This window comes from Kribbella capetownensis, assembly GCF_004331485.1.
Taxonomy (GTDB): domain Bacteria; phylum Actinomycetota; class Actinomycetes; order Propionibacteriales; family Kribbellaceae; genus Kribbella; species Kribbella capetownensis.
Map to the genome: position 1 here is coordinate 525,452 of NZ_SJKD01000004.1, position 26,894 is coordinate 552,345.

Genomic DNA, 26,894 nt, shown 5'->3' on the forward strand with positions numbered 1-26,894 from the left:
GACCATGACGGACACCGATCGAAGCACCGCGAAGCCGCGACAGGTCTGGGCCGGCCCGATCACGTTCGCCGGCGTGATGATGATCGTTCTCGGCCTCTCCCACGGCTTCCAGGGGTTCGTCGCCCTGTTCAACGAGGAGTACTACGCGGTCGAGAAGAATGGTCTCGCCATCCATATGGGCTACACCGGCTGGGTCTGGACACACCTGATCGTCGGCACGGTCGTCTTCGTGGCCGGATTCTGCGTCCTCGTAGGTCAGGTGTGGGCCAGGGTCGTCGGCGTGATCATCGCCGTCGTGAGCATTCTGGTGAACGCGGCCTTCCTCGCCGCGGCTCCGGGCTGGAGCACGATCATGATCGCTGTGGACATCCTGGTGATCTGGGCGTTGACCTTCCACGGTCGTGACGTGCGGCCCAGGCATGGCGCCGGTGCCCGTCCGTAGCGCACGAGGGCACGTCCTAGGCCTCTGGGCGTGAGGGCAGCAGTCCGAGCTCCCAGGCTCGCCGTACGGCTTCGTTGCGGCGTGATGCGCTCAGCTTGCGAAGGATGCTCCGGACGTGGCTCCGTACCGTGTTGACGGAGACGTACATCGTGCTGGCGATCTCTTCGGTGGACAGCAACTCGGCGAGGTACTCGAGCACCTCATGCTCCTTGCTGGTCAACGACGTGGTGAGGACCAACTCGGGCCGTGCCACTGCCCAGCGATCGGCGGTCCGGTCGCGACCGTGAGGACTCGGCGCGCGGAGCCATGGGTGATGTCTCATCAGATCACCGGACGGCTGCAGTAGCTTTCGCACCGCGGGCGGTGCCTCCGCGAACGGACGGCGCAGCTGCTCGGGGGCGGCCAGTCTGAGGGCACGTTCCAGGCAGATCCCACCACGACCGGTGTCGCCGGTCCTGATCGACTCCGCAGCTTGGATCAGCCAGCCGTCCACCTGAGTTTCGAGTGCGATGACGCGGTCCGTGCCCGGGTGCGACTGAGCGGGCGGGCGCTCACCGGCTTCGGCGGCTGCTCGCTGCAGCACCAGACGCGATCCGAGCTGGTCGCGCCCCGCGGACTGCTCGATCGCCGTGACGGCCTCTTGTGGCTGGTGTTGTGCCACCAGCATCTTCGCCTCGTCGATGGTCAGAGCCTGGCCGAGCCAGCCACCCTGCGCGCCGTAGCTGTTGCGCGCCGCCCGAAGTTCCGCAGCGGCCAGATCGATGTCGCCGCTTGCGCGCAGCAGCCTGGCCCGGACCAGAGCGAGTGCGGCGGCGAGAACTCGCGCGTCATGGGTGGGTGCGGTGTCTGCGGCCCGCTGCACCATCTCTTCGGCGCTGGGCAGATCGCACCGGTCGGTGTGCACCCAGGCCCCGGCCACGATCGCGGACTGCGACAGCTGCGCCCCCGACTCGGCCAGCGCGGTGGCGTGCGCGACGACCTCGCCGGCTCGCCGCAGATGCCCCCAGGCCGCTTCCACCAGGGCGGCCATGCCGAGGAAGTCGACGAGGGCCTCGTGGGCACCGGTGTCTTCCGCGAGCGCGATCCCCTCGGTGAACGCTGCGAGTGCCGCCGGGAAGTCTCCGCGCTGGAGCAGCACGCGGCCCTTGCAGCCGGCAATCAACAGCCTCGGCTCCGGATGCGCGGCGGCCGACGCCGGCGACGTCGCTCTCAGGTCGGCCTCCGCTGTGAGGACCTCGACCAGTGCGCACTCCGGATCCTCGCTGAGGCTTGCGCAGACCGCTCGGAGCACGGACATGGCCGACTGCCGTCGCGGGGACGTCTGCTGGTCCAGCCGGACCCTGGCCTTGCCGAGTTCCGACGTACAGCGGTCGACATCGAACCCGGCCAGGGCGCGGGCGGCTCTGATGATCGCGGCGTCGGCGCCGTCCAGATCGTCGGGCAGGTCGGCGAACAACGTCGTCAGCTGCCGCCGGCTGCGCCCGACGAGAAGACCGGCGACGTCGAGGTCCTCCACCAGGTACCGCGCTGCGGGCCGCCACTCACCGGCCGTGACGGCATGGTGGATCGCCTCCAGCGGCTGACGGTTCTGGCCGAACCAGGCGGCGGCAGCGCGGTGGAGCGCAGGGACGCCGGCAGGCCGCTCGTACAGCAGTTGGGCGCGAAGGAACTCGCGGAACAGCGGCTGGTAGGTGTAGCTGTCCGCTGTCCCCGCAACGGGCCGGATGAACGAGTTGCCGTGCGACAGGAACTGCAACGACCGCAGGTCACAAGCCTGACCGGTCAGCGCCTCGGCCAGCGCCGGCCGGACCTCGTCGACGATGCAGGTCCGAAGCAGGAACTCGCGCAGCTCGCATGGCTGGGCGTCGAGGACCTCGGTCATCAGGTACGCCGCCAGGTTGCCGGAGTCGCCGCGGAACTCCCGGATGACCCGCCCCGTGTCCGCCTTCCCAGCCAGGTTCATGGCCGCGAACATCAGGCCGGCGGGCCAGCCGTCGGTCCGCGCCTGGAGTTCGGCGACCTCCGGGGCGGTCAACTCGAGCTGGTGCGTGCGCATCAGCGCGGTGGCCTCTTCCGTCGTGAAGGCCAGGTCAGCGGCCCGGATCTCGGCAACGGTGCCCGCCAGCCGGTAGAGGTGCAGGGGGAGTGGCGGGTCGGATCGCGTCACCAGCACGACCCGCACGCGTCCCGCGTTGCCGCGGATGAGGCGATGGAGGCTGCGTCCGAACTTGGGCGTCACCGTGAGGTCGCCGCAGTCCACGACGAGCACCAGTATGTCGTGATCGCGGCCCTGCAGACCGTCGCGCACGGACTCCACGATGGCCGGGGCATCTTCACTGCCGGCGTCCAAGGTGATTCGCTTGACGACGGCCGGGCCGTGGTACAGCGCTGCCCACGACTCCAGCAGGATGGTCTTGCCGAAGCCCGCGGGCGCACTGATCAAGGTGAGCGGCAGCTGAACCCCCAGGCTCACGCGTTCGACCAACCGTGACCGCGGCACGGTCCCCGGTGGGATCGCCGAGGTCCTGAGTCTGGATCTCGGGCGACTGTCGAATGGTGCATCCGGTGAGGTGCTGCGTCGATTGTCCGCCCCTGCGTTCCGGTCGCTCGGCATGGCCCCTCCTGGCGAGTGCGGATCACTGAACAGCTGAGGAGGGGTGCACCGCGAAGCGCACACTCTGACCAAACCACGGAAAGCCCTTTAAAACCAGCGTTTCTCGTCCGATTGCCGGACAATCCGGGACGTAGCTGTCTCATCTTGAGCGCGCCGTGGACGATGGTGCTCGGCCGGGCCGAGCCAGTTCACCCCACAGGGATGAAGCCGCGGTACCCGACCTTTGCGAGCGTAAACGCACACGTTGGGAACGGAGTGGGGCGATGGTCGACGCGACGTACGAGATCCGCGTAGCGGGTGCCGTACCCGAACAGGACCTTCGCGACATGGGCGCGGAGACACTGGCCGTCGACCAGGCCAGCACCGTCGTCTACAGCATCCCCGACCAGTCGGCGCTCTACGGTCTGCTGGCCAGACTCCGGGCCCTCGGCATCGAGGTGGTCGAGGTCCGCCGGATCCTTGACCCGGCGTCGGCATCGAAGGAGTGGACCGAGATCGATCCGGGAAGGGCAGACGGAGACGATGACAGCACATGAGGGCCACGGCCCGTCGTACCAGGTCGCCGTTCAAGGGGAGTTGAAGCCGGCCGTTCTCGTCTTCTGCGCGGGCCCGCAGGCTCATCACCAGACGTCCGGGGTCTTTCGGTTGCGGGTCCACGACGAGCAGGGAATCGCCGACCTGGTCGCGATGCTCGAGACCGCGGGACTGACGATCCTGAGCATCCGGCAGATCAGGCCGCCGGCCGCTGCGCGCGTGTCCGCCTGAGTTCATCCCGCGCGGGTGATGACGTCGCCGGCAGCCGCGCGGCAGGGTGGCGATCAACAGGACGCAGGGTCGTCGAGATCCGTGTGGAGGGATGCAGAGTCATGCCAGATACAGAGGTCCATGGACCCATCGATTACGTGCTCCTCGAGTTCACGGGCAACAAGCTGACCGGTCGAGCGGCCGAGGAACTGGTGAACCTCGTCGAGCGCGGCATCGTCCATGTGTACGACGTGCTGCTGGTCGGCAAGGACGCCAACGGCTCCACCTACATGGTCGATCTGGCCGAGCAGTCGGGTCAGGCCGGCGGCTTCGCCGACCTCGCCGGTGCCCGGTCGGGAATCCTGGCCGAGGACGACCTCCTCGAGGTGGCCGGTGCGATGCAGCCCGGCACCTTGGCGGCGGCGATCGTCTACGAGAACACCTGGGCGATTCCGTTCGTCGCGGCGGCCATGGAATCCGGCGGCCAGCTGATCGCCGGCGGGCGGATTCCGGCCGAGGACGTGATGGAAGCACTCGACGCCCTGGAAGCCCTGGAAACGACGAGTTAGGAGCCCGACATGCCACTGTTGCGAGGATTAGCGAGGACCGCGGCTGTCGCAGGTACCGCGTCGGTTGTCGCGGGCCGGGTCCGGCACCACCAGGACCAAAAGTTCGCCCGGCAGGACGCCGAGGCGGCACAGGAACAGGCCCCCGCACCGACGTACGCCGCACCCCCACCTGCGCCAGCGCCCGTGTACGCCGCACCGGCGCCCGCTGCACCGGCGACAGATCTCACGGCCGACCGCTTGGATCAGCTCAAGACCTTGGGCGAACTGAAGCAGTCAGGTGTTCTCACCGAGGCGGAGTTCCAGGCGCAGAAAGCCAAGATCCTCGCCGGCTGAGCCGTTGTCATGACCGAGGAGACGAGGAGCGTTCCGGCGGGGACGGAGGCCAACCAGAGGCTCGCCGTCCTCCTGGCGATGGCGATGTTCGTCCTCGTCGTCGACACGTCGCTGATGAACGTCTCCATCTCCTCCGTGGTCAGGGACCTCGACACGACGGTGAGCGGCGTCCAGTCCGCGATCGCGCTCGAGGCGCTGGTGTCCGCGGCCTTCATCCTGATCGGCAGCAAGGTCGGCGACCTGATCGGGCGCAAGCGCGCCTACCTGCTGGGTCTGCTCGGCTACGCGGTCGGCGCCCTGGCGATGTCACTGGCTCAGAACCTGGCCGCGATCATCGTGTTCTGGGCCCTGATCGGTGGCCTCGGAGCGTCCCTCCTGCTGCCCGCCATGCAGTCCCTGATCCACGGCAACTTCGAGGGCACGGCGCAGGTGAAGGCCTATGCCATGGTCGGAGCCGCGGCGGCGTTGGCTGCCGCGGTCGGACCCCTGCTCGGAGGTTTCATCACCACGTACCTGTCCTGGCGGATCGCGTTCCTGCTCGAGGTCGTGGTGATCGCGATCGTGATCTCGGGCCAGCATCTCGTTCACGACGTGCCGTACACGGGATCGCGGCGGGTGGACGTGGTCGGTGCCGTCTTGTCGGTGCTGGGCATGGGCGGCATCGTGCTGGGCGTCCTGGTGTGGCAGGAAGGCGGCGAGTTCGTCGGCCTGATCATCGCCACGGGCGCGATCGCGCTGGCGGGCTTCATCTACTGGCTGGTGCGACGCAAGCGGCAGGGCAAGCCGACGCTCCTCGACCCGGCCCTGTTCAGCTCCGCTGTCTACCGGCTCGGCGTCTCCGGGCAGATGCTCCAGCAGATCGCTCTGGGCGGCACCATGATCGTGCTGCCGATCTATCTGCAGATGGTGCTGGAGTACAACGCCATGGAGGCGGGCCTGTCCCTGGCACCGCTGTCGCTCAGCATGTTCGGGATGGCGATCCTTGCCGAGAAGAAGGCGGGCGGGCGAAGCCCGAGCGGCATCATCAGGTGGGGATACGTGTGCTTGACCGGGGGCCTGCTGATACTGATCCCGATCGTGCCCCGTGCCGACTCCGGCTGGATCCTCATCGGGCCCCTGGTCATCGCCGGAGTGGGCCTGGGTCTGCTGGTGTCGCAGCTCAACAACTACACGCTGGGGCCGGTCTCCGAGGAGCGGGTCAGCGAGGCGGCCGGCGTCAACTCGGCGGCAGGATCGTTCGGACTGTCCTTCGGGCTGGCTTTCGCCGGGGCGATCATGCTGGCAACGCTGTCGTTCACTTTCACGAACCTGTCGGACTCGAGCACGGTCCTTCCACCGGCGGAGAAGGCGCAGGTCGCCCAGGCGCTGGAAACCGATGCCGAGGTGATGAGCAACACCGAGCTCGACAAGGTGCTCGCCAAGCAACCGCAGGCTATCCAGGACGAGGTCCTCCGGATCAACACCGAGGCCCGGCCGATCGCCCTTCAGGTGGCGCTCGGGATTCCGATTCTCGCCGGCCTGGCCGGGCTGGTGGTCTCCTTCCGGATGGTCCGCCGCAAGGATGCGCTCAGTCCTCCCGGTGACTGAGATTGTGCTGGACCGCACCGAAGAGAGTGCGAGCGACCAGACCGACGACGACGAGATCACCGATCATCTGCACGATGGTGATCGTGCGCGCCAGCGATGACACCGCCACGATGTCGCCGAAGCCGACGGTCGCGAAGACGGTCACCGTGAAGTACGCCGAATCGAGCCGGCTCAACGGCTCGGAGAAGTTCGCCGGCTGGGCCCGCGCGATCAGGAAGTACGTCGTTGCGAAGACCGCGAGGAACAGGGGCACCGACGTCGCCAGCGAGCCGATCGCTCTGATCCGCGGGTACGGCGAGCGGGCGATGTCGCGGACCTGCCAGGACAGCACACCCGCCACGACAGCCAGGCCGATGACCAGGCCTGCCACGGCGGAGCTGTCCAGGCGCATGGGCAGAACGAAATAGCCGACGATGATGACCAAGGACACCAGCAACGAACGCAGCAGCGACGCCACGGCGAGGCGGCGGCGGGTCCGCCTGGGCAGCTGAGCGTAGCTGACCTCGGTATCTCTCACAGCCTCAGTGAAGCTCGAACCGTCCGCGGCCGATTCATCCAGTTGGGGTGATGCTGGCCGAGCGATGCCCGGTGTTGGCTGGGACCCTGGCGGACCAGGGTCTGACCACCCGGCTCGACATGTCCGGAGGGGGCGATCAGCATGACTGCACGGAGCACGATGGTGAGGGCAGGGCAAGTCCCGCCTACCGCTCGATCAGCCCGCGCCAACGGTGGGCCGACGCCCGCTGCCCATCGTCTCGCTCCGTCCGACCATGCCCGTCTGGGACTCGCGGCGCGGGCAGCGCTGCCGCCGCGCGAGCAGGGGCAACTGGTACTGCCGTCCAACCGTCCGGATCCGGTCGCGCTGCTCGAGGCGCAGGCCCGGACCCGCGTTGCCGAACTCGTGCCGGTGCGGCACGGCCGGATGATGGTGTCGGCCTTCACGTTCTTCCGGGGCAACGCCCTCGGGATGGCTGCCGACCTCGGCGCGGCACCGGTGTCGGGCCTCACCGCACAGCTGTGCGGTGACGCCCACCTGTCGAACTTCGGGGTGTTCGGATCTCCCGAACGGCGACTGCTGTTCGACCTCAACGACTTCGACGAGACCATCGCCGGTCCGTGGGAGTGGGACGTGAAGCGGCTCGTCGCGAGCCTGGCGGTGGCCGGCCGGGGCAACGGGTTCTCGCGCAAGGAACGCCGCAAGTGCGTCCTGGAGACCGTCCGGCGCTATCGCGATGCCAGTGCCGACTTCGCGACGATGCGCAATCTCGACGTCTGGTACGCCCGTGCCGACATCGACGAGGTCGAGGAGGCCCTGCGCAGCAAGATGACCTCGAGCCGGCGCCGGAACGTCGACCAGACCTTGCTGAAGGCACGCGGCAGCGGGAACCTCAAGGCCTTCGCCAAGCTCACCGAAATGACCGATGACGGCGTCCGGCTCAAGGCCGACCCGCCGTTGGTCGTGCCGATCGCCGATCTCCTGCCCGATGCCGGCCGCGAAGAGCTCGAGGCCGCGATCAAGGAGTTGCTGACCCTCTACCGCCGGTCGTTGCCGCCCGAGCGGCGGGACCTGTTCGACCAGTTCGAGTTCGTCGACCTGGCCCGCAAGGTGGTCGGGGTGGGCAGCGTCGATACCAGGTGCTGGATCGTGCTGCTGCGTGGCCGGGACGATGGTGATCCGCTTCTCCTGCAGGTCAAGGAGGCCGGGCCCTCGGTGCTCAAGAGGCGGGTGCCGACCGTGCTCAGGCAGCGGTCCGCCCCGCGCAACGAGGGGGAGCGCGTGGTGCTGGGGCAACGTCTCATGCAGGCGGCCAGTGACATCTTCCTGGGCTGGCAACGGCTCGAGGGCATCGACGGCCAGACCCGCGACTTCTACGTCCGGCAGTTGCGGGACATGAAGGGTTCGGCCGTGGTGGAGAAGATGGACCCGCGCGGCATGACGATGTACGGCCAGCTGTGCGGCTGGACGCTGGCCCGGGCCCATGCGCGATCCGGTGACCGGATCGCGTTGGCGACGTACCTGAACAGCGACGACGCCTTCCCCGAGGCGATGGCCGAGTACGCCGAGGCGTACGCCGATCAGAACGAGCGCGACTACCAGGTGTTCCTGGACGCGATCAAGAGCGGCCGCCTGCAGGCCGAGACCGGCCTGTAGGCCAGGGAGGTCTGGAGATGGATCGGGAGCTGTTCACGTCGAGCTGGAAGATGATGGTGGTCCGCGGAGCCGTCGGCATCGTGTTCGGGATCCTGGTGATCGTCTGGCCGATCGAGACCGGGCTGGCCCTGATGGTGCTGTTCGGATTCTGGGCGTTGCTGGAAGGCATCAGCTTGCTGGTGTCGGCGGTTCGGCCCAGCACGGAGGGCAGTCGGCTGGGGCGTGCGCTACTGGGTGTGATCGCGCTGGTGGTGGCGTTCTTCGCGATCTTCAGTCCGGGCGTGACCGCGCAGACCCTGACCTGGATCTTCGGCATCTGGCTGATCATCCGTGGGCTGTTCGAGATCTTCACGGCGTTCAGCAGCTACCGGCTCACACCTCGTTGGGTACTCCTCCTCGGTGCCGCGCTGTCGATCCTTCTGGGCGTGTTCTTCGTCGCCAACCCCGGCAGCGGTGCCGTCGGGATCGCGATCTGGCTCGGCCTGATCGCGCTGTGCTGGGGTCTGGTCTTCGTCGTGATGGGCTTCATGCTCCGCCGCGAACGCTCCTCGCCCGCCGCCGCACCCGCCTGAGCCGGCGGGTCAGCGCACGTCGACGTACGAGATCTCGATGGCGTTGTTGCCGTAACCGATCCGGTTCCACGGCGGTACGTCGGGCTGGATGTTGCCGGCCGCATCGGTGGCACGCGCCCGCAGGCTGTGCCGGCCGCGCGTGGCCTCCCACGTGTAGCTCCAGTCCTGCCACTCGTACGGCGTCTGCGGCGGCTCGACCACGGCGGGGCTCCATTCGCTCTCACCGGTGAAGCTCAGCCCGACCTCGGTGATCGCCCCGTCGCCCGACCAGGCCTTGCCGCGGATCGTGTACGTGCCGGCGGGGATGGTGGAGGTCGGCGCCGGGTCGGTGATCCGGGCCCGCACCCGCATGTGGGTGACCGGCTCGAACGGCCGGTCCGGCCATTGGTAGATGTAGTGGCCGGTCTGGAACTCGCCCACGAACGGTTCGGTGATGACGTCGAGCCGGGTCAGCCACTTCACCGACGCGACCGCGTACCAGTGCGGCACGACCAGCCGGAACGGCGCGCCGTGGTCGGGCCGCAACGGTTCGCCGTTCATCTCGTAGGCGATGAGGATCTCGGCGGCTGGATCGGCGGCGTTCGCCAGCGGTAGCGAGCGGACGAAGGTCAGGTCGTCGACGTCGTCGAGGACCGAGCTGAGGTGGTACTTGCCGTGGTCGGCACCTTCACAGCGCAGCTCGACGCCGTCCGCGCCGGGCCGAGCCTGTGCGAGTACGTCGGTGAGGCGCGCGCCCTTCCAGTACGCGGTCGACACCGCGTAGCCGCCCCACGGCTCGCCGGTCGGCAACGGCTTGGTGTCGAGGCGGCCGTTGCCGGCGCACTCGAGGGTGACGGCGTGTTCGACGGCCGGCATCGCACGCAGGTCATCGAGCGTGAGCGAGACAGGAGTGGCAACAGCGCCGCCCACGTGCAGGGCCCCGTCGTGCTCCGGCAGCGCGAAGTTGCTGCGGACGTAATGCTCGTCGGTCGAGGTGATGTGATCGCGCAGCGCCGCGTGTGGCGCCTCGGCGTTGAACGGCTCCTCCTTGATCATGGCCAGGGCGGCCCGGTTCGCGGCGATCGCATCGGTGCTGGTGACGGACATGGCAGGTGCTCCTCGGTGCTGGCGGATCAGTAATCGGGGTCCTGGAAGTGCGGGTCGCGGTTGTCGTTGAAGGCGCCGATTCCCTCGATCCGGTCCGGGTGCACCGCGGAGCGCCAGTGCGCCTCCATCATGATCGAGATCGCCTGTTCGACGGGCTGGCCGGCACCCAGCTGGACCGCCCGCTTGACCGCCTGTACGGCGGTCGGCGAATTGCTCGCGATCTTCGCGGCGACACGATGGGCCGCCGGCATCAGCTCGTCCGCGGGATGGAGCTCGTTGACCATGCCCAGCCGGTACGCCTCCTGGGCGGTGATCGGGTCACCGGTCATCAGCATCTGCAGGGCCTTGCCGGGCGGTAGGACCCGCGGCAGCAGGACCGGTGAGCCCCCGCCGGCCGCGAGCCCGATCATCGCCTCGGGCTGGCCGAAGGTGGCGTTGTCGGCGGCAAGGATGAAGTCGGTGCTCTGGGCGATCTCCGAACCGCCGCCGTACGCGATCCCGTTGACCGCGGCGAAGATCGGCTTGCGGAGCTGACGCAGCGTGTACAACGTCCTGTCGAAGTCCTGCCGCTGGCGCAACCACTGCTGTTTGGTCATGCTCTTGCGCTGGCGCAGGTCGCTGCCGACCGAGAAGGCGCGGGTCCCGGCGCCGGTGATGATCGCGACGCGGATCGCCGGCTCCACCGCGATGGTCTCCAGAACCTCGGTGAGCCGAGCGCCCACCTCGGTGGTGATCGCGTTGTCGGCCTGGGGCCGGTTCAGGGTGATGACGGCGACGGCGCCCTCGGACGTGTAGTCCAGCAGCACCGACTCCTCGGGGTCCGCGTCGTCCGGCGCGGGTGGACCGAAGTCCAGGTCCTTCCAGCGGTCGGTTCCGGTGGTTTGGGTCATCGGCTCTCCTCGGTCAGGTCGGCCAGCCAGCGCAGCCCGCGGAGGCCAGGAGCGAAGCAGTACTCGCCACCGCGGGTGACCACGAACGGCGGAATGTCCCGCAGGCGGCGGCGGATCGGGTGCCGGGGCACGGTGAAGGTTCCGCTTCCGTCCTGGGGACCCACCAGCGGATCGCTCTCCTGCGGGGCGCCGATGAAGATGCCGTCGTTGAGCCACTGCGTCTTGACGAACTCGAACTGCCGGCCCGGGTGCGCACCGGCGAAGACGAAGATGATGCCCCGGTCCACCCCGTCGTCGTCCAGGACGCCGTCCGGCAGCGCCGTACCGTAGCTGGTGCCGCGGCGGATCATCCGATGCAGCCGTACGTCGACGGCGTCGTGGTCGAGGGAGTCGCGGGGATTGGCGCGCCGGGCGTGCGCCCCGGCCGGGCACTTGAGTCCACGCGGATCGTCGCGGTAGAGGAAGTCGTTCCTGCGCTTGGGGTCCGCACCGAGCTCCGGATCGTCAGCGTCCGGGGCCAGCGCGAGTGGCGCCCCGGACTGCCAGCGGCCGACCATCTTCGCCCCGAGCAGTGCCTCCTCCCTCCGGTTCGCGGCCTGTTCACGCAGATAACTGCGGTAGGCGGCGACCCGAGTATGCAGCTTGCGGAACACCACATAGGTGCCGTTGCGGCCGAGTACGTCCGGCGTAGGCATCGGCGGCAGCCCACCGGTCTCGTCCGGGTAACCGAGGACGATCTCGCCCGCCTTGATCGGCGGCTCGCCCGGGTTCGTCGGCGCTGTTCCGACACCCTCCACGGCCGGCTGCCCGATCCCGTCCCGGAACCCGAACGACGTACGGCCCGACGCGAGCTGGTGGCAGTCCTGTCGCCAGATCACGTCGATCCCCGGGAACTCGTCCTGGGCACGGCGCGCCCGCTCCACCAGCTCGTCGAGACTCGCCTGGTCCGGGGCGAGCGTGGCGAGCGCGATGTGTACGTCAGTGCTGCCGAGCGGTTCTTCCCAGTGATCGGGGCCGCTGTCACCGACGTCGCCGAGCTCGGCCGCGCGGGCCGCCATACCCTGCTTGAACTCCGGGGCGAAGCTGTCGAGCGACTCCTGCGGTACGCCGAGCGCCTGCAACCCCTGGTAGGTGAAGGCGACTGTCATCCAGGCGGACGGGGTGGCGTCCAGGACGGACCGGGCCGGTGACAGCAGCGGGATCAGCCGGCGGATCAGGCGGCGGCCGTCGTGCGCGTCGTTCACCCGCAGCAGGACGTACGTGCCGACGTACGGCGACGGCCGTTCGTGTAATGCGCCGGCTTGGATGTCATCGAGGTCGAGTGCGTCGGTCATGGCCGCCTACACATGCTCGGGTGGTTGCGGAGGCGAGGGGTTCGCGGGGGACAGGTACGGGAAGACGCTTGACGCCGGCCGCGAGCAGCGGTCGACGCCGTCCCGGATCACCTCGCCGTTGCCGGCGTTGATCAGCAAGGTGAAGAAGGTGTCCATCGCGTCGTCGTTCAGCGCTCTCCCGCCGCAGGTCCTGTGCTCCTGCCCCGCCAGGACAGCTTGCTCGATCTCCAGGAAGGACCCGTGCTCCTGGTACGGCTTGCCGATGTCGATCGCGAGCTGGTCGGCGAGTACCAGGTTGGTCAGTGGATGGTCGCCGTGCTCGTCGGCGGGCCAGTCGACGGTGCCGTCCAAGCCGTCCCAGAACGCGAGGTTCGCGTTCAGCCGCGCCCGGTAGGCGCCGAGATAGCCGTCGGCCAGGTGGAACCCGTCCTCCATGTTGTAGAGGTCGCGGATCTCCAGGTCCCGGTTGACCGGGTCGAACTGCTTCGGCCCCAGCAGCAGGTTCTTGACCTCGGGCCGGCCGGTCCGCTCGATCCGGATGTTCAGCCGGCCGCGGGTCAGGGTCTCCGCGACCAGACCGACCAGGCCGTCCGGCCGGCCGAGCAACTGCGCGCAGTCGAGTTCGACGACGATGCTCAGCACGTTCTTGCCGTCCAGGAAGATCGCCGACGGGTCGGTGAACGCGAGCTTGCCGGTGGCGATCGTCTTCAGTGCCGCCGGGGCGTCGAGGATGAACGGATCCCAGCGGCAACCGGCGAACGCCCGTACCCCCGCACCCTTGCCTCCTTCGGGGTCGCCGACTTCGAAGGTGACCTCGTCGCCGGCCGGCGTGTGGCAGAAGCCGGACTGCCGGCCTGCCTCGGGCGACTGGTCGGAGAAGACGCAGTCGAAGACCAGCTCCTCGGTGCCCACGTCGAACGGCGCCGATCCGCGCGGTCCGCCGGCCGGCGTGAGTGGCCGGAGCCGGAACCGGTAGATCAGACCGTCCGAGAAGCGGCCGTCGGGCGGCGCGAACGGCAGCGTGTTGAGGACCAGGACCAAGTTGCCCGGTGTCTCCGGGCTGGGGAACGCGAAGACGTCGGTGATGTCGGCGATCGGCTCGGCGAGCGCGCGCGGGCCCGAGATGTGATCGGACATGCCAGTCAGTCGCTCGCCTCGGCGAGCAACGGAGCCAGGGCTGGTGCCTGCAGCAACTCGGCCGCCTCCGGGTCGTCCAGGACCTGCTGGAACGCCTTGTTCACGCGCTCGGCCTTGCGGATCTCCTTGACCGTTCCGCCGTAGTTGCGCGAGTAACCACCGGCGGTGAGCTGCGCCGACCTGATGAAGTCCTTGACCGCTTCCAGGTCGGGCAGGCCGTCGTAGCCCTCCACGTTCTGGAAGATGGCGTCGAACAGTTTCAGCGGTTTGGACGCGAAGTCCAGCATGTAGGCGTCCCACGAGCCGTCGAAGCTGGTGGCGAAGAGTAGTCGGGTGTCGTTGTCGAACGGCACGAACCGCGCCTCGTGGATGGTCCCGATCGGCAGGTCGTAGTCGCCGGGCCGGTAGCCAGGGGCTGCCTGCAAGGCCTCCAGGCTCTCTCGCAGCGCTTCGCCGTGCCCCGGCTTCACGTGGAAGAACAGGCTGAACTCACTCGTCGGTCCGACCTGAAGACCCGGCCGGGACGGCGCTTCGGCTGTCATCAGTGATCACCCTCCTGACGGGAACTGGCCGGCTCAGTCTTGGCCACCGCGAGCCCGCAAACCTCATCCATGGCGAGTGAATGGTCCGATGACGCAGTCAGAACGAGTCTCGGTGTGCACAGGGGACGGAGTTGGGCGCATACTGGCCTTGTGGAGCCCTCCCGCGCGACGACGCGTCGTCACCTGTCCACGAGTCCCTTCAAGCCGAAGGTGCCCGAACCGATCAAGACCTTCGAGGTTGGTGATCGGGTCTCCCACGACAAGGAAGGCCTGGGCCGGATCAGTTCGGTCGAAGGGACCTACGCGGTGGTGGTCGACCTGGGCGGCGGCAAACTGCTGCGCGTCATGTCACCCTTCGCCAAACTGCACACCCTCTGAACGCCCTCAGAGCAGACTGACCAGCCGCTCGTCGCTGCCTGGGCGGGGGACCAGGATGGTGAGTTGCAGGTCGGGTGCTGACGACGGTCGCAGTACCGCCTCGTCGACCTCGATCGGCCCGGCCTCGGGATGGACGAAGGTCTTCTCGGTGTCCATCCGGCACTTGACCTCACCGAGGTTCCAGAGCCGCTCGAACTCGGGCTGCTCCTTGCGGAGCCGGGTCAGCAACTGGTCGAAGCCGTCGTCACCGACCAGCCGTCCGCTGGCGAGCCGCAGTTGCGCGACCAGGCCGCGGGCATGACGGTCGCGGTCATCCAGTACGGCGCCGTACCCGGTGTCGGCGAACATCAGCCAAGCGACGTTGCGGTCCGCGGGCGCGGCTCGGCCGAAGCCGAGCAACGCGCCGGCCAGATCGTTCCAGCACACCAGGTCCCAGCGCGCGTCCATCAGGAACGCGGCGGCGGGCCGTTGCTGTTCGACCAGCCGGCGGAGCATGTCGCTCACGTGCGGCCGGCGGGCCGTGTGTCCGTGGACCTCGCGGCGCAGGCCGGCCAGGATGAACACGTGGTCGGTCTCGTCGTTCGACAACTGCAATGCGCGGGCGATGCTGGCAAGGACCTCCTCCGACGGGTTGATCGGACGGCCCTGCTCGAGCCACGTGTACCAGGTGACCCCGACGGCGGCGAGGACGGCGACCTCCTCACGGCGTAGCCCCGGCGTACGCCGCGGGCCGCCGGACGGCATGCCGACGTCTTCCGGGTGAACCTTGCCGCGCCGGATCCGAAGGAAGTCGCCGAGTTCGCTGCGTCGGTAGTCGTCGGCTACATCGTCGAAGGCGGGTTCCGTCCTGGTACTCACAGTGCCAGTATCCGTACGCCCTTCCTCGTGTCGAGGGTTCGGACGGATCGTTTCTGCCCAGGACAACCCTGGGAGGGGCCATGCGTTTCAAAGCTCTCGTGGCACTGTCCACCGCGCTGTTGTTCCTGGCGACACCGGCGCACGGGTCGGCGTTCCCGGAGGTGGTCAACGGTTCAGCGCCGTCGCTGCACCCCGAGGGAACCGCCTACGACCCGACCCGGAACGCTTTCCTCGTCAGCTCGATCCGGCACGGCACCGTCTCGGTGGTGCGGCCCGACGGCCGGACCAGCACGCTGATCTCGCACCCGTGGATGATCTCGACACTCGGTGTGAAGGTCGACGTACGGCGTCAGCGGGTCCTCGTCGCGCACGGTGATCTCGGCGTCGGTGCGCGCAGTACGCCGGAGACCGCCATGCATCGGTCCGGCATCGGCATCTTCGATCTCCGCACCGGCGCACTCCGGCAGTTCGTCGACCTCGCCGCGGTTGCCGGCCCCGGGCTGCACTTGGCCAACGACCTTGCGTTGGCGTCCGACGGAACGGCGTACGTCACCGACGCACTCAGTGACGCGCTGCTGCGAATCGACGTCCGCGGGCGGGCGGCGGTACTGGTACGAGACGCCCGGTTCCACGATCCGGACCCGCCGACCAGCTTCGGTCTGAACGGCATCGTCTGGCATCCGCGCGGCTACCTGTTGGTCGTGAAGTCCTGGGGCGGTCAGCTGTTCCGGATATCACTCGGACACAAGCCGTCGGTGCGCCAGGTCGCGACGGACCAGCCGATCCACAACGGTGACGGCCTGGTGCTGCGACCGGATGGCAGTCTGCTCGCGGTGACCAACCCGCTCGGTCCGCAGGGTGTGTCGGCGGTGCGGTTGCTCCGCAGTCGCGACGGCTGGTCATCCGCCCGGACTACCTGCCTGCTGCCGTGGCCCGACGTCGCGCCGACCACCGCCACCCGTACGCCGGCCGGCAACTATGTGCTCGACGGCCGGCTGGACGTGTTGTTCGGTGGCTCAGGGTCCGATCACTTCACGTTGCGGAAGGCAACGTTCTCGGCGATGTGCTGAGCCGGTCCTGGCCGCGGGTCACGCTCTGGTTCCTGCACCTGGCGATCCCGATGGCCGCACTCTGGTTGCTGGTACGCCGACCCGCAGCCGACGCACGGTGGGAGCACCACCAGGCTCACTTCGGCCTGGTCCTGATCACGGCCGCGGTCAACGTCGTACTCGGCGTGGTGGTCGGCCGTGCCGCCGTCCGGCATGACGACACCCGGCTTTTCCTGGTCTCGCTCGGCTTTGTCGTCAGCGCCGGGTTCCTTGGGCTGCACGCGCTGGCGACGCCCGGTGTGCTGCTTCCCGGCTCGAACGCCGGCTTCGATCTGGCCACCTCGATCGGGCTGCTGCTGGCCGGGTTCCTGTCGGCGCTGTCCTCGGTCGAGTTCGGGTCGGCCGGATTGCACCGCCGAGCGCCGGCGGCGCACCTGATCGTCGCTGCGGTGCTGATCGGGTGGGGCGTCTGGTCGCTGTCCGGGTCGGCGCCGCTGAACCGGCCGCTCCCACCGGCCGACGCCGCTGGTCCGTTGCTGGTTCTCGCCTTCGGCGGCAGCCTGATGTACGCCGTGGCCGCGGCACGGTACTTCCGGGTCCACCGGCGCCGGCCTTCGGTGATGCTGATCAGCATCGTGACCGCGTTCGTGCTGCTCGCGGAGGCGATGTTCGCGGTCGCGTTCGGCCGCAACTGGCACGCGTCCTGGTGGGAGTGGCACGTGCTGATGACGACCGCGTTCGGACTGGTCGCGTACAGCGCGTTCGTCGAGTACCGCCGGGAGGGATCGCCGGCCGGCCTGTTCAGGGGTGTCGCACTGGAACGCACGATCCGGCAGTTACAGCGCGATGAGGCAACCGCGCTGGACGAGCTGACCACCGCGATGCGCCGTTCCGCTGACGGGCTGGCCAGCGAGCCGGTCGCACAGGTGGCGGCCAGGCTCGGCACCCGGTTCGGACTCACCGAGGGACAGGTCGCGGTACTGGAACAGAGCGCTCGGGCACTCGGCCACGAACGGACCCAACGGCAGCGGCTCAGTGGCCTGGTCCGGGTCGCGCGCGAGGCCCGGGTGATCAGGGACGAGGAGGAACTGCTGGACCGGGCGATGTCGGTCGCCTCGGCTGCGTTCGCGCCGGATCAGCTCGAGTTGTCGCTGTCGGTGTCGTCGGCGGATCCGCTGGCGGACGAGGCATTGCGGACCTTGGAGGCCGTCGAGAGCACGGACCGGCGCCGGTACGTCGTGCCGCTGGATGTGAAGCGGCACGCGGCCGGAGTGTTGACCGCGGTGCGGGCGCACGGGGCGTTCGACGAATCGGACCGATCGCTGCTGCGTTCCCTGGCCAGTCAGCTCTCGATCGTGTTGGAGAACGCCCGGCTGTACCGGAGGCTCGAGGGCCTGTTCCGGTCGTACCTGTCTCCGGATGTCGCGACCGCGTTGCTGGCCGATCCGGCCCAGGCCGGGCTCGGCGGCGAGGTGGTCGAGGTGTCGGTGCTGATCGCGGACCTGAGTGGGTTCACGCCGTTCGCCGAGCGTGCCGCGCCGGACGAGGTGGTGGGGATGCTCAATCGGTACTTCGACGCGGTGGTGCCGGTCATCCTGGCCGAGGGTGGAACTGTCCTGCAGTTCGTCGGCGACGAGGTACTGGCGGTGTTCAACGCCCCGGTCAGGCAGTCCGACCATGCGCTCCGCGCCGCTCGCGCGGGACTCCGGCTGCAGCAGGCGGCGACGGCGGCCGGTCGGCCGGGATGGCCGAGGTTCAGGGTCGGGATCAGTACGGGGCCGGCGCTCGTGGGCAACATCGGTACGGCGGAGCTGCGGAACTTCGCGGTGATCGGCGACACCACCAACCTCGCCGCGCGGCTGCAGGCGACCGCCGCCGCGGGCGAGGTGGTGATCAGCCGGGCGACCAGTGAGCTGGTGGGATCTCAGGCCGACGTACGCTCGCTCGGCTCCGTCCTGGTCAAGGGCAAGGCGAGCCCGGTCGAGGTCTTCGTTCTGCGGGCGGTCCACGACGGTGCTTGACTGGCCACTACTGGCACCGCTGCCGGAACCGCAGCGCCGCGACGTCCTGCGGGTCTGCCGGCGGCGCCGGTTCGCGCGGCGCGAGGTGATCTTCCACGAAGGTGATCCCGGTGACTGCGTGCATCTGGTGGAACGTGGCCGGGTCGCGGTCCGGGTCACCACCCCGCTCGGCGATGTCGCGACGCTGACTGTGCTCGGCCCGGGCGACACCTTCGGCGAGTTGTCGGTGCTCGACGCCGAGGCGGTTCGCAGCGCCACCGTGGTCGCGCTGGAGCACACCGAGACCTGGGTGCTGCACAGCGATCAGGTGCACCGGCTGCGTGCGGCGTACCCGGCGGTCGACGACCTGTTGCTCGGGTTGGTCAGCGGCTACGTCCGGAGGCTCACCGACCACCTGCTCGAGGCGCTCTACCTAGCCGCCGACATCCGGGTCGCACGACGCATCCGTGCACTCGACATCGCGTACGGTGGCGGCGCGATCAAGCTGACCCAGGACGATCTGGCCGGCCTTGCCGGTACGTCGCGCGCCACCGTCAACAGAGTGCTCGGCGAGCTGGTCGAGGCAGGTGCGGTCCGGGTCTCGCGTGGCCGGGTCTCCGTGACGGACCGGACCGCGCTCGGCCGGGCGGCCGGCTGACGGGCTGTCACCGCCCTGACGGTGGGATTGTCACGACCTTGACAGACGCCGGCCGCCGACGCCGCGAGTGTTGTCGGTGCCACCTCGACCGGGGCGGCACCGACAACACTTGGGGAGGAAGACCATGCGGATGCTGAGGAACTTGGCAACGCTGACCGCTGCTGCCGGCCTGGCCGTCACGGCTCTCGTCGCGGCGGCGCCGGCCGATGCTGCCGTGATGTGTTACGGACAGGTCGCAACGACGGTCGGCTCGAGCTCGAACGACCAGATTCAGGGTTCGGGTGGCCGCGACGTGATCGTGAGCCTCGGCGGTGACGACAAGATCTTTGCCGGCGGCGGTGACGACGTGATCTGCGCCGGCGACGGCAACGACACCGTTTATGGTGCCGACGGCAACGACAAGATCGCCGGGAACGCCGGTCAGGACCACCTCTACGGGGACGCCGGGCACGACCAGCTCGAGGGCTTCGAGGACTACGACTGGATCAGCGGCGGCAGCGGCAACGACCGGATCGAGTCCGGGGACGGCAACGACTTCGTACGGAACTGGGGCAACTCGGATCTGTACGGCGGTCCCGGTGTCGACCTGGTCCGCGGCAGCGGCGGTGCCGACGACCTCCGCGGCGACGCGGACAACGACCGGCTCGAAGGATGGGGCGGCAACGACCGGCTCTACGACCCGGACGGCCGCAACGACCTCCGCGGCGGCGCCGGCAACGACCAACTGGACACGCGGAATTCAACACCGTTCTCGGCTCCGGACGACGCGGCGTACGGCGACACCGGCTCCGACCAATGCGAGATCGACGACCACGACCAGGCCTTCAGCTGCGAAAGCTTCGCCCCCTGGTCCTTCTGATCCACCTCCCAACCCAGGTGCGGGCCGCCCGAGCGGCCCGCACCCTACACGTTTACCTTCCTGCTGTCAGAGGCCGGCGCATTGGCCGGTCTTTGGGCCGGAGGCGGAGTTGGGTTGGCCTGCGTTGGTCGGGGCGGGGGAGTTGCCCGTGCAGGACAGTGGTCCGCTGATGTGGTTGCCGGAGACAATCGTCGAGCCGGTGTTGTTCTGTACGACGAGCGGTCCTGCCACGGTGGCACCGTCGACCGTCACCTGACCCACCGAACTGCGGACTGTTACCGGACCCTGGACCGTCGTCGGCGCGCACTCGCCGTTCTGGTTGCCGATCCAGACCCGGGTTCGACCGGTCACGCTCACAGGCCCGGACACCGTCGTACCGCAGAGCAGAACGTTTCCTGCGCCGGACGCCGTCACCGGACCGCGGACCACGGACCCGGATGCGTAGAGTCCCGCACCCGCCGCCACGTTGACGGGTCCCGAGACCGTCGCGCCGTCGAGGCACGCGACGCCCGAGGACACTGTGAACGGACCCTGGTGTGTCCCGGTCATCATCGTGGTACAGGACGGGACGGCGGTCGCGACGAATGGCACAATCCAGGTCTGGCCCTGACGGCTGTAGGTGACGGTCCCGTGATAGACGCCGTCGACCGGATAAGTGTGGCTTCCGCTGACGGTCATCAAGCTTCTGCCCTGACGTTGGCTCGCCACGTAGTCGCGTGCTGCGATGGCGGCGGTTTCGGCAGCTGACCCGTCACCCCAATCGATCGCGGCGGTGAACTCACCAGGTGGCGTCGAGCCGGCGGCCAGACGTCCCAGCGGTGCGTTGCTGACGGTCCGGTCCACGCCGAAGTGGGTGACCGTCCCCATCGATTCCGGAGTCCAGTTGACCTGGGCGATGGAGCCGTAGTTCACGTTCGCGAACGCCCACCGTGGTCCGGCGACGCTGAGCCGTTGCACATACGCGTCGTAGTCCTGGGTGAGCACCTTCGGCGACCAGGCCTTCTCCAGGATTCCGGCCAGTCGCGGGAAGACCATGAACTCGTTCGTGGCCAGCCCACGCATCTGCTCGCCCCAGATGGGCGCCTCGATGCCGATGATGTCCTCAGCCTTCGGACCGCCGTACGCCGGTTGTGCCCAGACGTTGCGGTACTTCTCCCACACCCATTCCGGGTCCCAGGAGTAGGCCTTGTCGAGTTCGGTGCGCGGCGTCCGGCCGGGCGAGCCGTCGTACCCGAAGTCGAGGTACGCGTTCCATTCCGGGGTCGTGATGACGCTGCGGCCCTGGTTGAACCACTCGGGCTTGATCAGCGGGGGACCACCGCCGGTGTAATCGGACCAGTAGTGGTTGATGGAGGTCGTGCCCGGTGCGTAGCCCTCGAGCGCGGGGTTCCAGCCCATCATCCGCTTGCCGTTGTTGTTGACGATCGACTCCATCTGCCCGATCCACCACTTGTAGTCCTCGTGGGGCATCCCGATGGCCTCGTCGCCGCCGATGTGGACGATCGGTGCAGGTGAGATCGCGGCAAGCTGTGCGATCGCGTCCCGCCAGAACGCGAGTGCCCGCTCACTGGCCGGGTCGTGCGGGTTGGTGCAGAACCGGTCGGTCTGCGTCTGGCCCTGGCAACCCATCACCGCGACGCCGCCCAGGGACCTGACCGCCGCCGTCGCGTGGGCCGGGCCCTCCAGTTCGGGGACGAGCTCGATGAACCGGTCGGCGGCATACTTGACCAGGCCCTTGAAGTCCTCCTGCGTGTAGAAGCCTGCGATACAACCCGATCCGTTGCACCCGGTGCCGTCCAGCGCCGGGTAGCCCTTGATCTCCAGCCGCCAGGACTGGGAGTCGCTCAGGTGCAGATGCAGCCGGTCGCCCTTCAACGCGGCCAGTTGGTCGATCATGGATCGGATCTCGGCCACGGTCATGAAGTTGCGGGCAGGGTCGAGCTGAAGACCTCGATGCGCATAGCGCGGGTAGTCCAGGACCGTGATGGGCTGTGCTGTCCACGGTCCGACGCCGGTAGCCGGCGAATTGATTGCTGCTGGCAACAGTTGCCGAAGGCTCACGAAGCCGTTGAACAGACCGTGTGCTTGCGGGGCGACGATCTTCGCGCCCGCACTCGACACCGTGAGGGAGTAGCCCTCGTCCGCCTTGTCCGCCGGGATGCCGGACACCGGTCCTGTGCTGAGCGCAACGTCGGAGGCCGTAGCGGAGCCTGTCACCACGGGAAGCACGAACCCGGTGGCCGGCCGCAGGTAGCCGGCGAGCACCTCGGCCGTCGCGGCGAGCGCGCTGCTGGAGACGACGATCCGCGACGTGGCCGTGAGCTCGAACGGCTGACCGGTGCCGGCCGTCTGCTGCACCGGCACGGGGATGATCTGTCCCACGGTCGGCGGCGGCTTGGGGCCTGACCAGAGCTCGAACTCGTTGAGCGTGTACCCGGTGGTCGAGGTCGTGGCCGTGGCTTGCATCCGGACACACGAGATCGGGTCCTTGCGGTCGATCACCTGGGAATCCTTGTCGGCCGGATTCACCACATGGGTAACCGTGGCCCAGGTCTGGCAGTCGGCGTCCGTGGAGACCTGCAGGTCGTACTCCGTCGGTTTGGCCGGAGACGTCCAGCGGCTGAACACCTCGTAGACCGGGGCAGGCGAGGCCAGTTTGACCTGGAACCAGTCCTGCGTCGGGTCGTAGCCGCCACCGACCGACGCGTAGTTCGAGGTCCATCCGTTGTGCACGAAGACGTCGATCGCGTTGGCGGGCGCGTACGTCGCGGCGGGTGCGGTCATGCGTTGAGACTTGGCAGAGGCGACCGCGCCTGGCAGCAGGGCGAGGTTGACGCTCTCGGGGGTCTCGGCGTACGTCGTGGGTGTGCCGGCGGAAGCCTGTCCCACGGTGAGTGGGACCAGGGCAGCGGCCACCAGCGCGCCGATGGTCAGAGCGGGGACAGCCCGAGGCCGAGACCGATGGCCTGCGCCCGGCCTCCCCTCGGGTTTCAGCGACAGGAACGGAATTCTCACGTCACTCCTTACCGGTGCAGGGCGGTGTCACGCGGTCCTTGAGGGCGACCGTACCGGCGATTTTCCGTCCCACTCCCCGCCGGTGCAAGAGCCCGGGCCGGCCCGACTCGCCGGGGCTGGCAAGCGTTTGCCGATCTGGCATAGGGTGAGCGTTGAAACGTTGCCGAGTCGGGAGGAATCCGGGTGACTTCCACGCACGCAGTCAGGTTCGCCGCGGTCGGACTTGATCACGCGCACATCTTCGGTCAGATCGCCGGTCTGATCGGGGCCGGTGCGGAGTTCGCCGGGATGGCGACCGACGACCCCTCGGTCGCGATCGCGACCCGGGTCCGGGAGCGGTATCCCGACGTTCCGGTGGTCGAGAATCCGGACGACCTGATCGGCCAGGATGGAATCGACCTGATCGTGACCGCCGCCGTACCGGATCGACGGGGCCCGATCGCCGTCGCGGCGTTGCTGGCCGGTAAGGACGTCGTCACCGACAAGCCCGGCTGCGTCAGTCTCGAGCAGCTGGACGAGATCGAGAAGGCGGTCGGCCAGAGCGGGCGGTTCTGGTCGGTGACGTTCTCCGAGCGGTTCGAAGTGGCCAGTGTGGTCAAGGCCGGTGAGCTGGTTCGCGAGGGCAAGATCGGGACCGTCGTACAGACCATCGGGCTCGGCCCGCACCGCGTCGGGGACCGCGGCCACCTCGGCGGTGGCGCCGGCCGCCCGGACTGGTTCTATGACAACAACCGGTACGGCGGCATCCTGACCGACATCGCCTCCCACCAGATCGACCAGTTCCTCTGGTTCACCGGCGCCCAGACCGCCGAGATCGTGGCCAGCACGATCGGGAACTTCGCCAACCCGGACGAGCCGGGCCTGCAGGACTTCGGTGAGATCCTGCTGCGCAGCGAGAACGCCCAGGGGTACATCCGGGTCGACTGGTACACGCCGGCCGGACTGCCGACCTGGGGCGACGGGCGTCTGATGATCCTCGGCACCGACGGCTACATCGAGCTGCGCAAGTACGTCGACATCGCGGGCCGTGACGGTGGCAACCACCTCTTCCTGGTCAACCAGGAAGGCACGCAGTACATCGACTGCTCGGACGTCGAGACGACGTACTATCCCGACCTGGTCCGCGACGTACGCGACCGAACCACCACGGCCGCCCCACAGGCCCACACCTTCGAGACCATGCGCCTGGCCCTGAAGGCCCAGCAGCAGGCAACCGTCCGTGGCGCAGCCCGATGATCTAGAGCCCTGACTAGAGCCCTGCCGCGTGGTCGGGGACCTGGGTCTGCATCTCTCGCGGCGTTCGTTCGTAGCCCTTCGACGGCGGGCGCGGCGGCAGGCCCAGCGGTGGTCGCTGGACTTCGTAGTACGGGATGGTCGACAGCAGGTGCGCGATCATGTTGATCCGCGCCGATCGCTTGTCCTCGCTCTCGACGACGTACCACGGCGCCTCCGGGATGTCGGTGTGCACGAACATCTCGTCCTTGGCGCGGGAGTAGTCCTCCCAGCGGGTGATCGACTCCAGGTCCATCGGTGACAGCTTCCACTGCCGCATCGGATCCTCGAGCCTGCTGCGGAACCGGTTCTCCTGCTCGCCGTCGCTGACCGAGAACCAGTACTTGCGCAGCAGTACGCCGTCCTCGACCAGGAGCCGCTCGAAGATGGGGGACTGGTGCAGGAACCGCGAGTACTCCTGGTTGGTGCAGAAGTCCATCACGCGCTCGACGCCGGCCCGGTTGTACCAGGAGCGGTCGAACAGCGCGATCTCGCCGCCGGCCGGCAAATGTTCGATGTAGCGCTGGAAGTACCACTCGGACCGCTCCCGCTCGGTCGGAGCCGGCAGCGCCACGATCCGCGCCATCCGCGGGTTGAGGAACTGCGTCACCCGCTTGATCGTGCTGCCCTTCCCGGCCGCGTCCCTGCCCTCGAAGACCACCACCACGCGGGCCTTCTCGACCCGAACCCATTCCTGCAGCTTCACCAACTCGGCCTGCAGCCGCAGCAACTCCCGCTCGTACACCTTCTTCGGCAACCGCTTCTTCGCGCCACTCATCCCTGAACCATCTCGCACGAAGTGTGACCGGGATAGGTCAAGTCAGTGGATGAGCACCTCGAGAACGACGATGACGATGCCGAACGTCGCGTTCACGGCGCCGGCGGTCAGCGCCATCGGCCAGCCCCAGCGCTGGCGGCGGGCGAACGTTATTCCCCAGACGAGGAGCTGCGCGACACCGCACCACAGCATCAGGCTGATCGCCAGATCGTCCGGCAGTACGTCGAGGGCCCCGAGCGCCAGGAGTCCCAGAGCCGGCAGCGGTCCGGTCACCAGGGGCCACTCTTCGGCCATCGCACTCCGCACCGCACTCCAGTCGAGGCCGTCCGCCGCAGTGAGATGGTGAGCGAGCGCGTTGGCGTACACATGTGCCAGCCAGAAGATGGCCAAGGTCATGACGGTCACCACCAGCAGCCGGCCGATGGCAGTGTGCTGCGCACCGCCGGCAACCACGGCCATCGACGCGATGGTGCCGTAGATCGCGCCGGCCGAGGACCACGCCCGACCTGTACTCCGCCCTGCCTCTTGTTCCCTTGCCTCGCTCATGTCGACGCTCTCCAACCACGGGTTCGACGCACCGGCCGGTACGGCGATGGTTGCGCTATGGTCCAGTCTGTCTTCTCCTGCACCTGATCGCCCGACTCTCATGACCGCTACGCCCAGGAGGCAAGCGTGAGGCTTCTTCTCACTTCCGGCGGCATCACGAACCCGAGCATCCGCGACGCGCTCGTGGACCTCCTGGGCAAACCGATCGCCGACTGCAACGCGCTCTTGATCCCGACCGCGCAGTGGGGTCACCCGATGTGCGGGCCGGCATCGGTACGCGGCTTCGTTGCCGCCGAGCCCACGTGGGACATGGGCAGCCTGGGATGGAAGTCGGTGGGCTTGCTGGAGCTCACCGCGCTGCCCAGCATCGGTGAGCAGCGCTGGGTCCCCTGGGTCCGGGAGGCCGACGTCCTGCTGGTGGACGGAGGCGACGCGACGTACCTGTGCCACTGGATGCGGCAGTCCGGGCTGGCGGACCTCATGCCGTCGCTGCCCGACACGGTCTGGGTGGGGGTGAGTGCCGGCAGCATGGTGATGACACCGCGGATCGGTGCGGACTTCGTCGCGTGGCCGACTGCACCGGACGACCGAACGCTTGGGGTCGTCGACTTCTCGATCTTCCCGCACCTGGATCACGAGTCCATGCCGGACAACACCCTGGCCGAGGCCGAGAGGTGGGCCGCCGACATCGCGGGTCCGGCGTACGCGATCGACGACCAGACAGCCATCAAGGTGACCGACGGCACCGTCGAAGTCATCTCCGAGGGCCAGTGGAAGCGCCTCGACTCCTAGAACCTCATCCTGACGACGCGCACCCGATGCAGGTGCGTGCCGTCGGTCTCGCCTCGAGCCGGCCCTTCGCGATCGGCTGTCCGCACCGTTCACAGATCCCATAGGTGCCGGCCGCCAGCCGATCGCGTGCTGCGTCGACCTCTGCGAGGTGACCCTGGACCTGCAGCACGAGCGACGAAACCTGCGACCTCTCGAACGCGATCGTCGCACCCTCAGGATCGTGCTCGTCGTCGGCGTTGGCGTCACGGGAGGCAGCGACCACCTCGTTGAAGTCGCCGGTCAGGTCCGCGAGGCGACGGAGCGCTTGTCGCCGTTCCGCCTCGAGCAGCTCGCGAGCCCCATCCATCCGTCAATCCTGACACCGCTGGCGCCGAGGCTCCGCATCAGGCTGGGCCGAGGACGCAGAACACGTTCCCCTCCGGGGCAGCCAGAGCTACGTCGCTTCGGCCTCCATCGGCAGACGTCGCGCCAAGCTCCTTCAACCGTGCAACCAACTCCGCGTGATGCGCCGCGGAGGTGGTGCCAAGCTCGATGTGCTCGCGGTACCTCACAGTTTCAGGATCCGGTACGGCGATCACATCGACGCTGATACCGCCCCCAGAAACGCCCCGCCGCCGAGTCATCCCGAGCCTTCAAATTCACCTGAACAAGCCGCAGAGCCATTCCGCAACCCTAATCCTCCAAGGG

The 26,894-nt window shown here is 68.4% G+C and carries 28 protein-coding genes; 15 read left to right on the forward strand and 13 right to left on the reverse strand.

The window, feature by feature from the left end; all coding sequences use genetic code 11:
* The first annotated feature begins 4 nt into the window (after nt 1-4).
* Nucleotides 5-442 carry a DUF7144 family membrane protein gene (locus E0H75_RS20715; RefSeq protein WP_131515218.1) on the forward strand — a complete coding sequence of 146 codons (438 nt, stop codon included), beginning with the start codon at nt 5-7 and terminating at the stop codon, nt 440-442.
* Between the two features lie 16 nt (nt 443-458).
* Here the strand turns inward: E0H75_RS20715 and E0H75_RS20720 are convergent, their stop codons facing one another.
* Nucleotides 459-2,915 (reverse strand): winged helix-turn-helix domain-containing protein, encoded by a 2,457-nt coding sequence (locus tag E0H75_RS20720; RefSeq protein ID WP_131515219.1) that lies wholly within the window; start codon nt 2,913-2,915, stop codon nt 459-461.
* A gap of 404 nt (nt 2,916-3,319) precedes the next feature.
* Here E0H75_RS20720 and E0H75_RS20725 point away from each other — a divergent pair, with 404 nt between their 5' ends.
* The 5 genes from E0H75_RS20725 to E0H75_RS20745 all read left to right on the forward strand — a co-directional run bounded on the left by E0H75_RS20725 (nt 3,320) and on the right by E0H75_RS20745 (nt 6,289).
* Nucleotides 3,320-3,592, forward strand: a complete 273-nt coding sequence (locus E0H75_RS20725) for a hypothetical protein (RefSeq protein ID WP_131515220.1) — start codon at nt 3,320-3,322, stop codon at nt 3,590-3,592.
* A complete protein-coding gene (locus E0H75_RS20730) occupies nt 3,579-3,821 on the forward strand; it encodes a hypothetical protein (RefSeq protein ID WP_131515221.1) in 243 nt (80 codons plus the stop codon). Before E0H75_RS20725 ends, E0H75_RS20730 begins: the two co-directional genes overlap by 14 nt.
* A gap of 101 nt (nt 3,822-3,922) precedes the next feature.
* Nucleotides 3,923-4,369 carry a DUF6325 family protein gene (locus E0H75_RS20735; protein WP_131515222.1) on the forward strand — a complete coding sequence of 149 codons (447 nt, stop codon included), beginning with the start codon at nt 3,923-3,925 and terminating at the stop codon, nt 4,367-4,369.
* A 9-nt stretch (nt 4,370-4,378) separates the two neighbouring features.
* A complete protein-coding gene (locus tag E0H75_RS20740; protein WP_131515223.1) occupies nt 4,379-4,702 on the forward strand; it encodes an SHOCT domain-containing protein in 324 nt (107 codons plus the stop codon).
* A 9-nt stretch (nt 4,703-4,711) separates the two neighbouring features.
* On the forward strand, nt 4,712-6,289 hold the full coding sequence (locus E0H75_RS20745; RefSeq protein ID WP_131515224.1) for an MFS transporter: 1,578 nt from the start codon (nt 4,712-4,714) through the stop codon (nt 6,287-6,289).
* On the opposite strand, the gene E0H75_RS20750 is transcribed toward E0H75_RS20745, so the two are convergent.
* The gene (locus E0H75_RS20750) at nt 6,270-6,806 is read right to left on the reverse strand and encodes a potassium channel family protein (protein ID WP_131515225.1); all 537 of its coding nucleotides are present in this window, start codon (nt 6,804-6,806) and stop codon (nt 6,270-6,272) included. The two genes, E0H75_RS20745 and E0H75_RS20750, sit on opposite strands and share 20 nt — an antisense overlap.
* A gap of 141 nt (nt 6,807-6,947) precedes the next feature.
* On the opposite strand from E0H75_RS20750, the gene E0H75_RS20755 reads away from it, so the two are divergent.
* Both E0H75_RS20755 and E0H75_RS20760 read left to right on the forward strand, forming a co-directional pair.
* On the forward strand, nt 6,948-8,441 hold the full coding sequence (locus tag E0H75_RS20755) for a DUF2252 domain-containing protein (protein ID WP_238163159.1): 1,494 nt from the start codon (nt 6,948-6,950) through the stop codon (nt 8,439-8,441).
* Between the two features lie 17 nt (nt 8,442-8,458).
* The gene (locus tag E0H75_RS20760) at nt 8,459-9,013 is read left to right on the forward strand and encodes an HdeD family acid-resistance protein (protein WP_131515226.1); all 555 of its coding nucleotides are present in this window, start codon (nt 8,459-8,461) and stop codon (nt 9,011-9,013) included.
* 9 nt (nt 9,014-9,022) lie between these two features.
* On the opposite strand, the gene E0H75_RS20765 is transcribed toward E0H75_RS20760, so the two are convergent.
* The 5 genes from E0H75_RS20765 to E0H75_RS20785 are packed head-to-tail and all read right to left on the reverse strand — an operon-like array spanning nt 9,023 to nt 14,002.
* Complete coding sequence (locus E0H75_RS20765; RefSeq protein ID WP_131515227.1) at nt 9,023-10,099, reverse strand: sulfite oxidase; 1,077 nt, start codon at nt 10,097-10,099, stop codon at nt 9,023-9,025.
* Between the two features lie 26 nt (nt 10,100-10,125).
* The gene (locus tag E0H75_RS20770) at nt 10,126-10,989 is read right to left on the reverse strand and encodes an enoyl-CoA hydratase/isomerase family protein (RefSeq protein WP_131515228.1); all 864 of its coding nucleotides are present in this window, start codon (nt 10,987-10,989) and stop codon (nt 10,126-10,128) included.
* Nucleotides 10,986-12,323, reverse strand: coding sequence for a Dyp-type peroxidase (locus E0H75_RS20775; RefSeq protein ID WP_131515229.1), 1,338 nt, complete (start codon nt 12,321-12,323; stop codon nt 10,986-10,988). The genes E0H75_RS20770 and E0H75_RS20775 overlap by 4 nt, the downstream gene beginning before the upstream one ends.
* A gap of 6 nt (nt 12,324-12,329) precedes the next feature.
* A complete protein-coding gene (locus E0H75_RS20780) occupies nt 12,330-13,460 on the reverse strand; it encodes a DUF4331 family protein (RefSeq protein ID WP_131515230.1) in 1,131 nt (376 codons plus the stop codon).
* 5 nt (nt 13,461-13,465) lie between these two features.
* Nucleotides 13,466-14,002: a hypothetical protein gene (locus tag E0H75_RS20785; RefSeq protein ID WP_131515231.1), complete on the reverse strand. Its 537-nt coding sequence runs from the start codon at nt 14,000-14,002 to the stop codon at nt 13,466-13,468.
* A gap of 150 nt (nt 14,003-14,152) precedes the next feature.
* Here E0H75_RS20785 and E0H75_RS20790 point away from each other — a divergent pair, with 150 nt between their 5' ends.
* A complete protein-coding gene (locus E0H75_RS20790; RefSeq protein ID WP_131515232.1) occupies nt 14,153-14,380 on the forward strand; it encodes a hypothetical protein in 228 nt (75 codons plus the stop codon).
* Nucleotides 14,381-14,386: 6 nt separating this feature from the next.
* Here the strand turns inward: E0H75_RS20790 and E0H75_RS20795 are convergent, their stop codons facing one another.
* On the reverse strand, nt 14,387-15,238 hold the full coding sequence (locus tag E0H75_RS20795; protein ID WP_165553892.1) for a helix-turn-helix transcriptional regulator: 852 nt from the start codon (nt 15,236-15,238) through the stop codon (nt 14,387-14,389).
* Between the two features lie 80 nt (nt 15,239-15,318).
* Between E0H75_RS20795 and E0H75_RS20800 the strand changes: the two genes are divergently transcribed.
* The 4 genes from E0H75_RS20800 (at nt 15,319) to E0H75_RS20815 (ending at nt 19,804) form a co-directional block, all read left to right on the forward strand.
* Nucleotides 15,319-16,308 carry an SMP-30/gluconolactonase/LRE family protein gene (locus tag E0H75_RS20800; protein WP_131515234.1) on the forward strand — a complete coding sequence of 330 codons (990 nt, stop codon included), beginning with the start codon at nt 15,319-15,321 and terminating at the stop codon, nt 16,306-16,308.
* Nucleotides 16,302-18,308 carry an adenylate/guanylate cyclase domain-containing protein gene (locus E0H75_RS20805; protein WP_131515235.1) on the forward strand — a complete coding sequence of 669 codons (2,007 nt, stop codon included), beginning with the start codon at nt 16,302-16,304 and terminating at the stop codon, nt 18,306-18,308. Before E0H75_RS20800 ends, E0H75_RS20805 begins: the two co-directional genes overlap by 7 nt.
* Nucleotides 18,301-18,945: a Crp/Fnr family transcriptional regulator gene (locus tag E0H75_RS20810; RefSeq protein WP_131515236.1), complete on the forward strand. Its 645-nt coding sequence runs from the start codon at nt 18,301-18,303 to the stop codon at nt 18,943-18,945. The genes E0H75_RS20805 and E0H75_RS20810 overlap by 8 nt, the downstream gene beginning before the upstream one ends.
* A gap of 124 nt (nt 18,946-19,069) precedes the next feature.
* Nucleotides 19,070-19,804 carry a calcium-binding protein gene (locus E0H75_RS20815; RefSeq protein WP_131515237.1) on the forward strand — a complete coding sequence of 245 codons (735 nt, stop codon included), beginning with the start codon at nt 19,070-19,072 and terminating at the stop codon, nt 19,802-19,804.
* Between the two features lie 66 nt (nt 19,805-19,870).
* On the opposite strand, the gene E0H75_RS20820 is transcribed toward E0H75_RS20815, so the two are convergent.
* Entirely contained in the window at nt 19,871-22,819 is a 2,949-nt protein-coding gene (locus E0H75_RS20820; protein ID WP_131515238.1) for a beta-N-acetylhexosaminidase, read from the reverse strand.
* Nucleotides 22,820-23,002: 183 nt separating this feature from the next.
* On the opposite strand from E0H75_RS20820, the gene E0H75_RS20825 reads away from it, so the two are divergent.
* On the forward strand, nt 23,003-24,055 hold the full coding sequence (locus E0H75_RS20825; RefSeq protein ID WP_131515239.1) for a Gfo/Idh/MocA family protein: 1,053 nt from the start codon (nt 23,003-23,005) through the stop codon (nt 24,053-24,055).
* 13 nt (nt 24,056-24,068) lie between these two features.
* Here the strand turns inward: E0H75_RS20825 and ppk2 are convergent, their stop codons facing one another.
* Nucleotides 24,069-24,869 (reverse strand): polyphosphate kinase 2, encoded by an 801-nt coding sequence (gene ppk2, locus E0H75_RS20830; protein WP_131515240.1) that lies wholly within the window; start codon nt 24,867-24,869, stop codon nt 24,069-24,071.
* Between the two features lie 42 nt (nt 24,870-24,911).
* Entirely contained in the window at nt 24,912-25,415 is a 504-nt protein-coding gene (locus E0H75_RS20835) for a hypothetical protein (RefSeq protein ID WP_131515241.1), read from the reverse strand.
* 126 nt (nt 25,416-25,541) lie between these two features.
* Here E0H75_RS20835 and E0H75_RS20840 point away from each other — a divergent pair, with 126 nt between their 5' ends.
* Nucleotides 25,542-26,207, forward strand: coding sequence for a Type 1 glutamine amidotransferase-like domain-containing protein (locus E0H75_RS20840; protein WP_131515242.1), 666 nt, complete (start codon nt 25,542-25,544; stop codon nt 26,205-26,207).
* 4 nt (nt 26,208-26,211) lie between these two features.
* On the opposite strand, the gene E0H75_RS20845 is transcribed toward E0H75_RS20840, so the two are convergent.
* Both E0H75_RS20845 and E0H75_RS45045 read right to left on the reverse strand, forming a co-directional pair.
* Entirely contained in the window at nt 26,212-26,553 is a 342-nt protein-coding gene (locus tag E0H75_RS20845; RefSeq protein ID WP_131515243.1) for a TraR/DksA family transcriptional regulator, read from the reverse strand.
* A gap of 37 nt (nt 26,554-26,590) precedes the next feature.
* Nucleotides 26,591-26,830 carry a VOC family protein gene (locus E0H75_RS45045; RefSeq protein ID WP_420323297.1) on the reverse strand — a complete coding sequence of 80 codons (240 nt, stop codon included), beginning with the start codon at nt 26,828-26,830 and terminating at the stop codon, nt 26,591-26,593.
* Nucleotides 26,831-26,894: the final 64 nt, after the last annotated feature.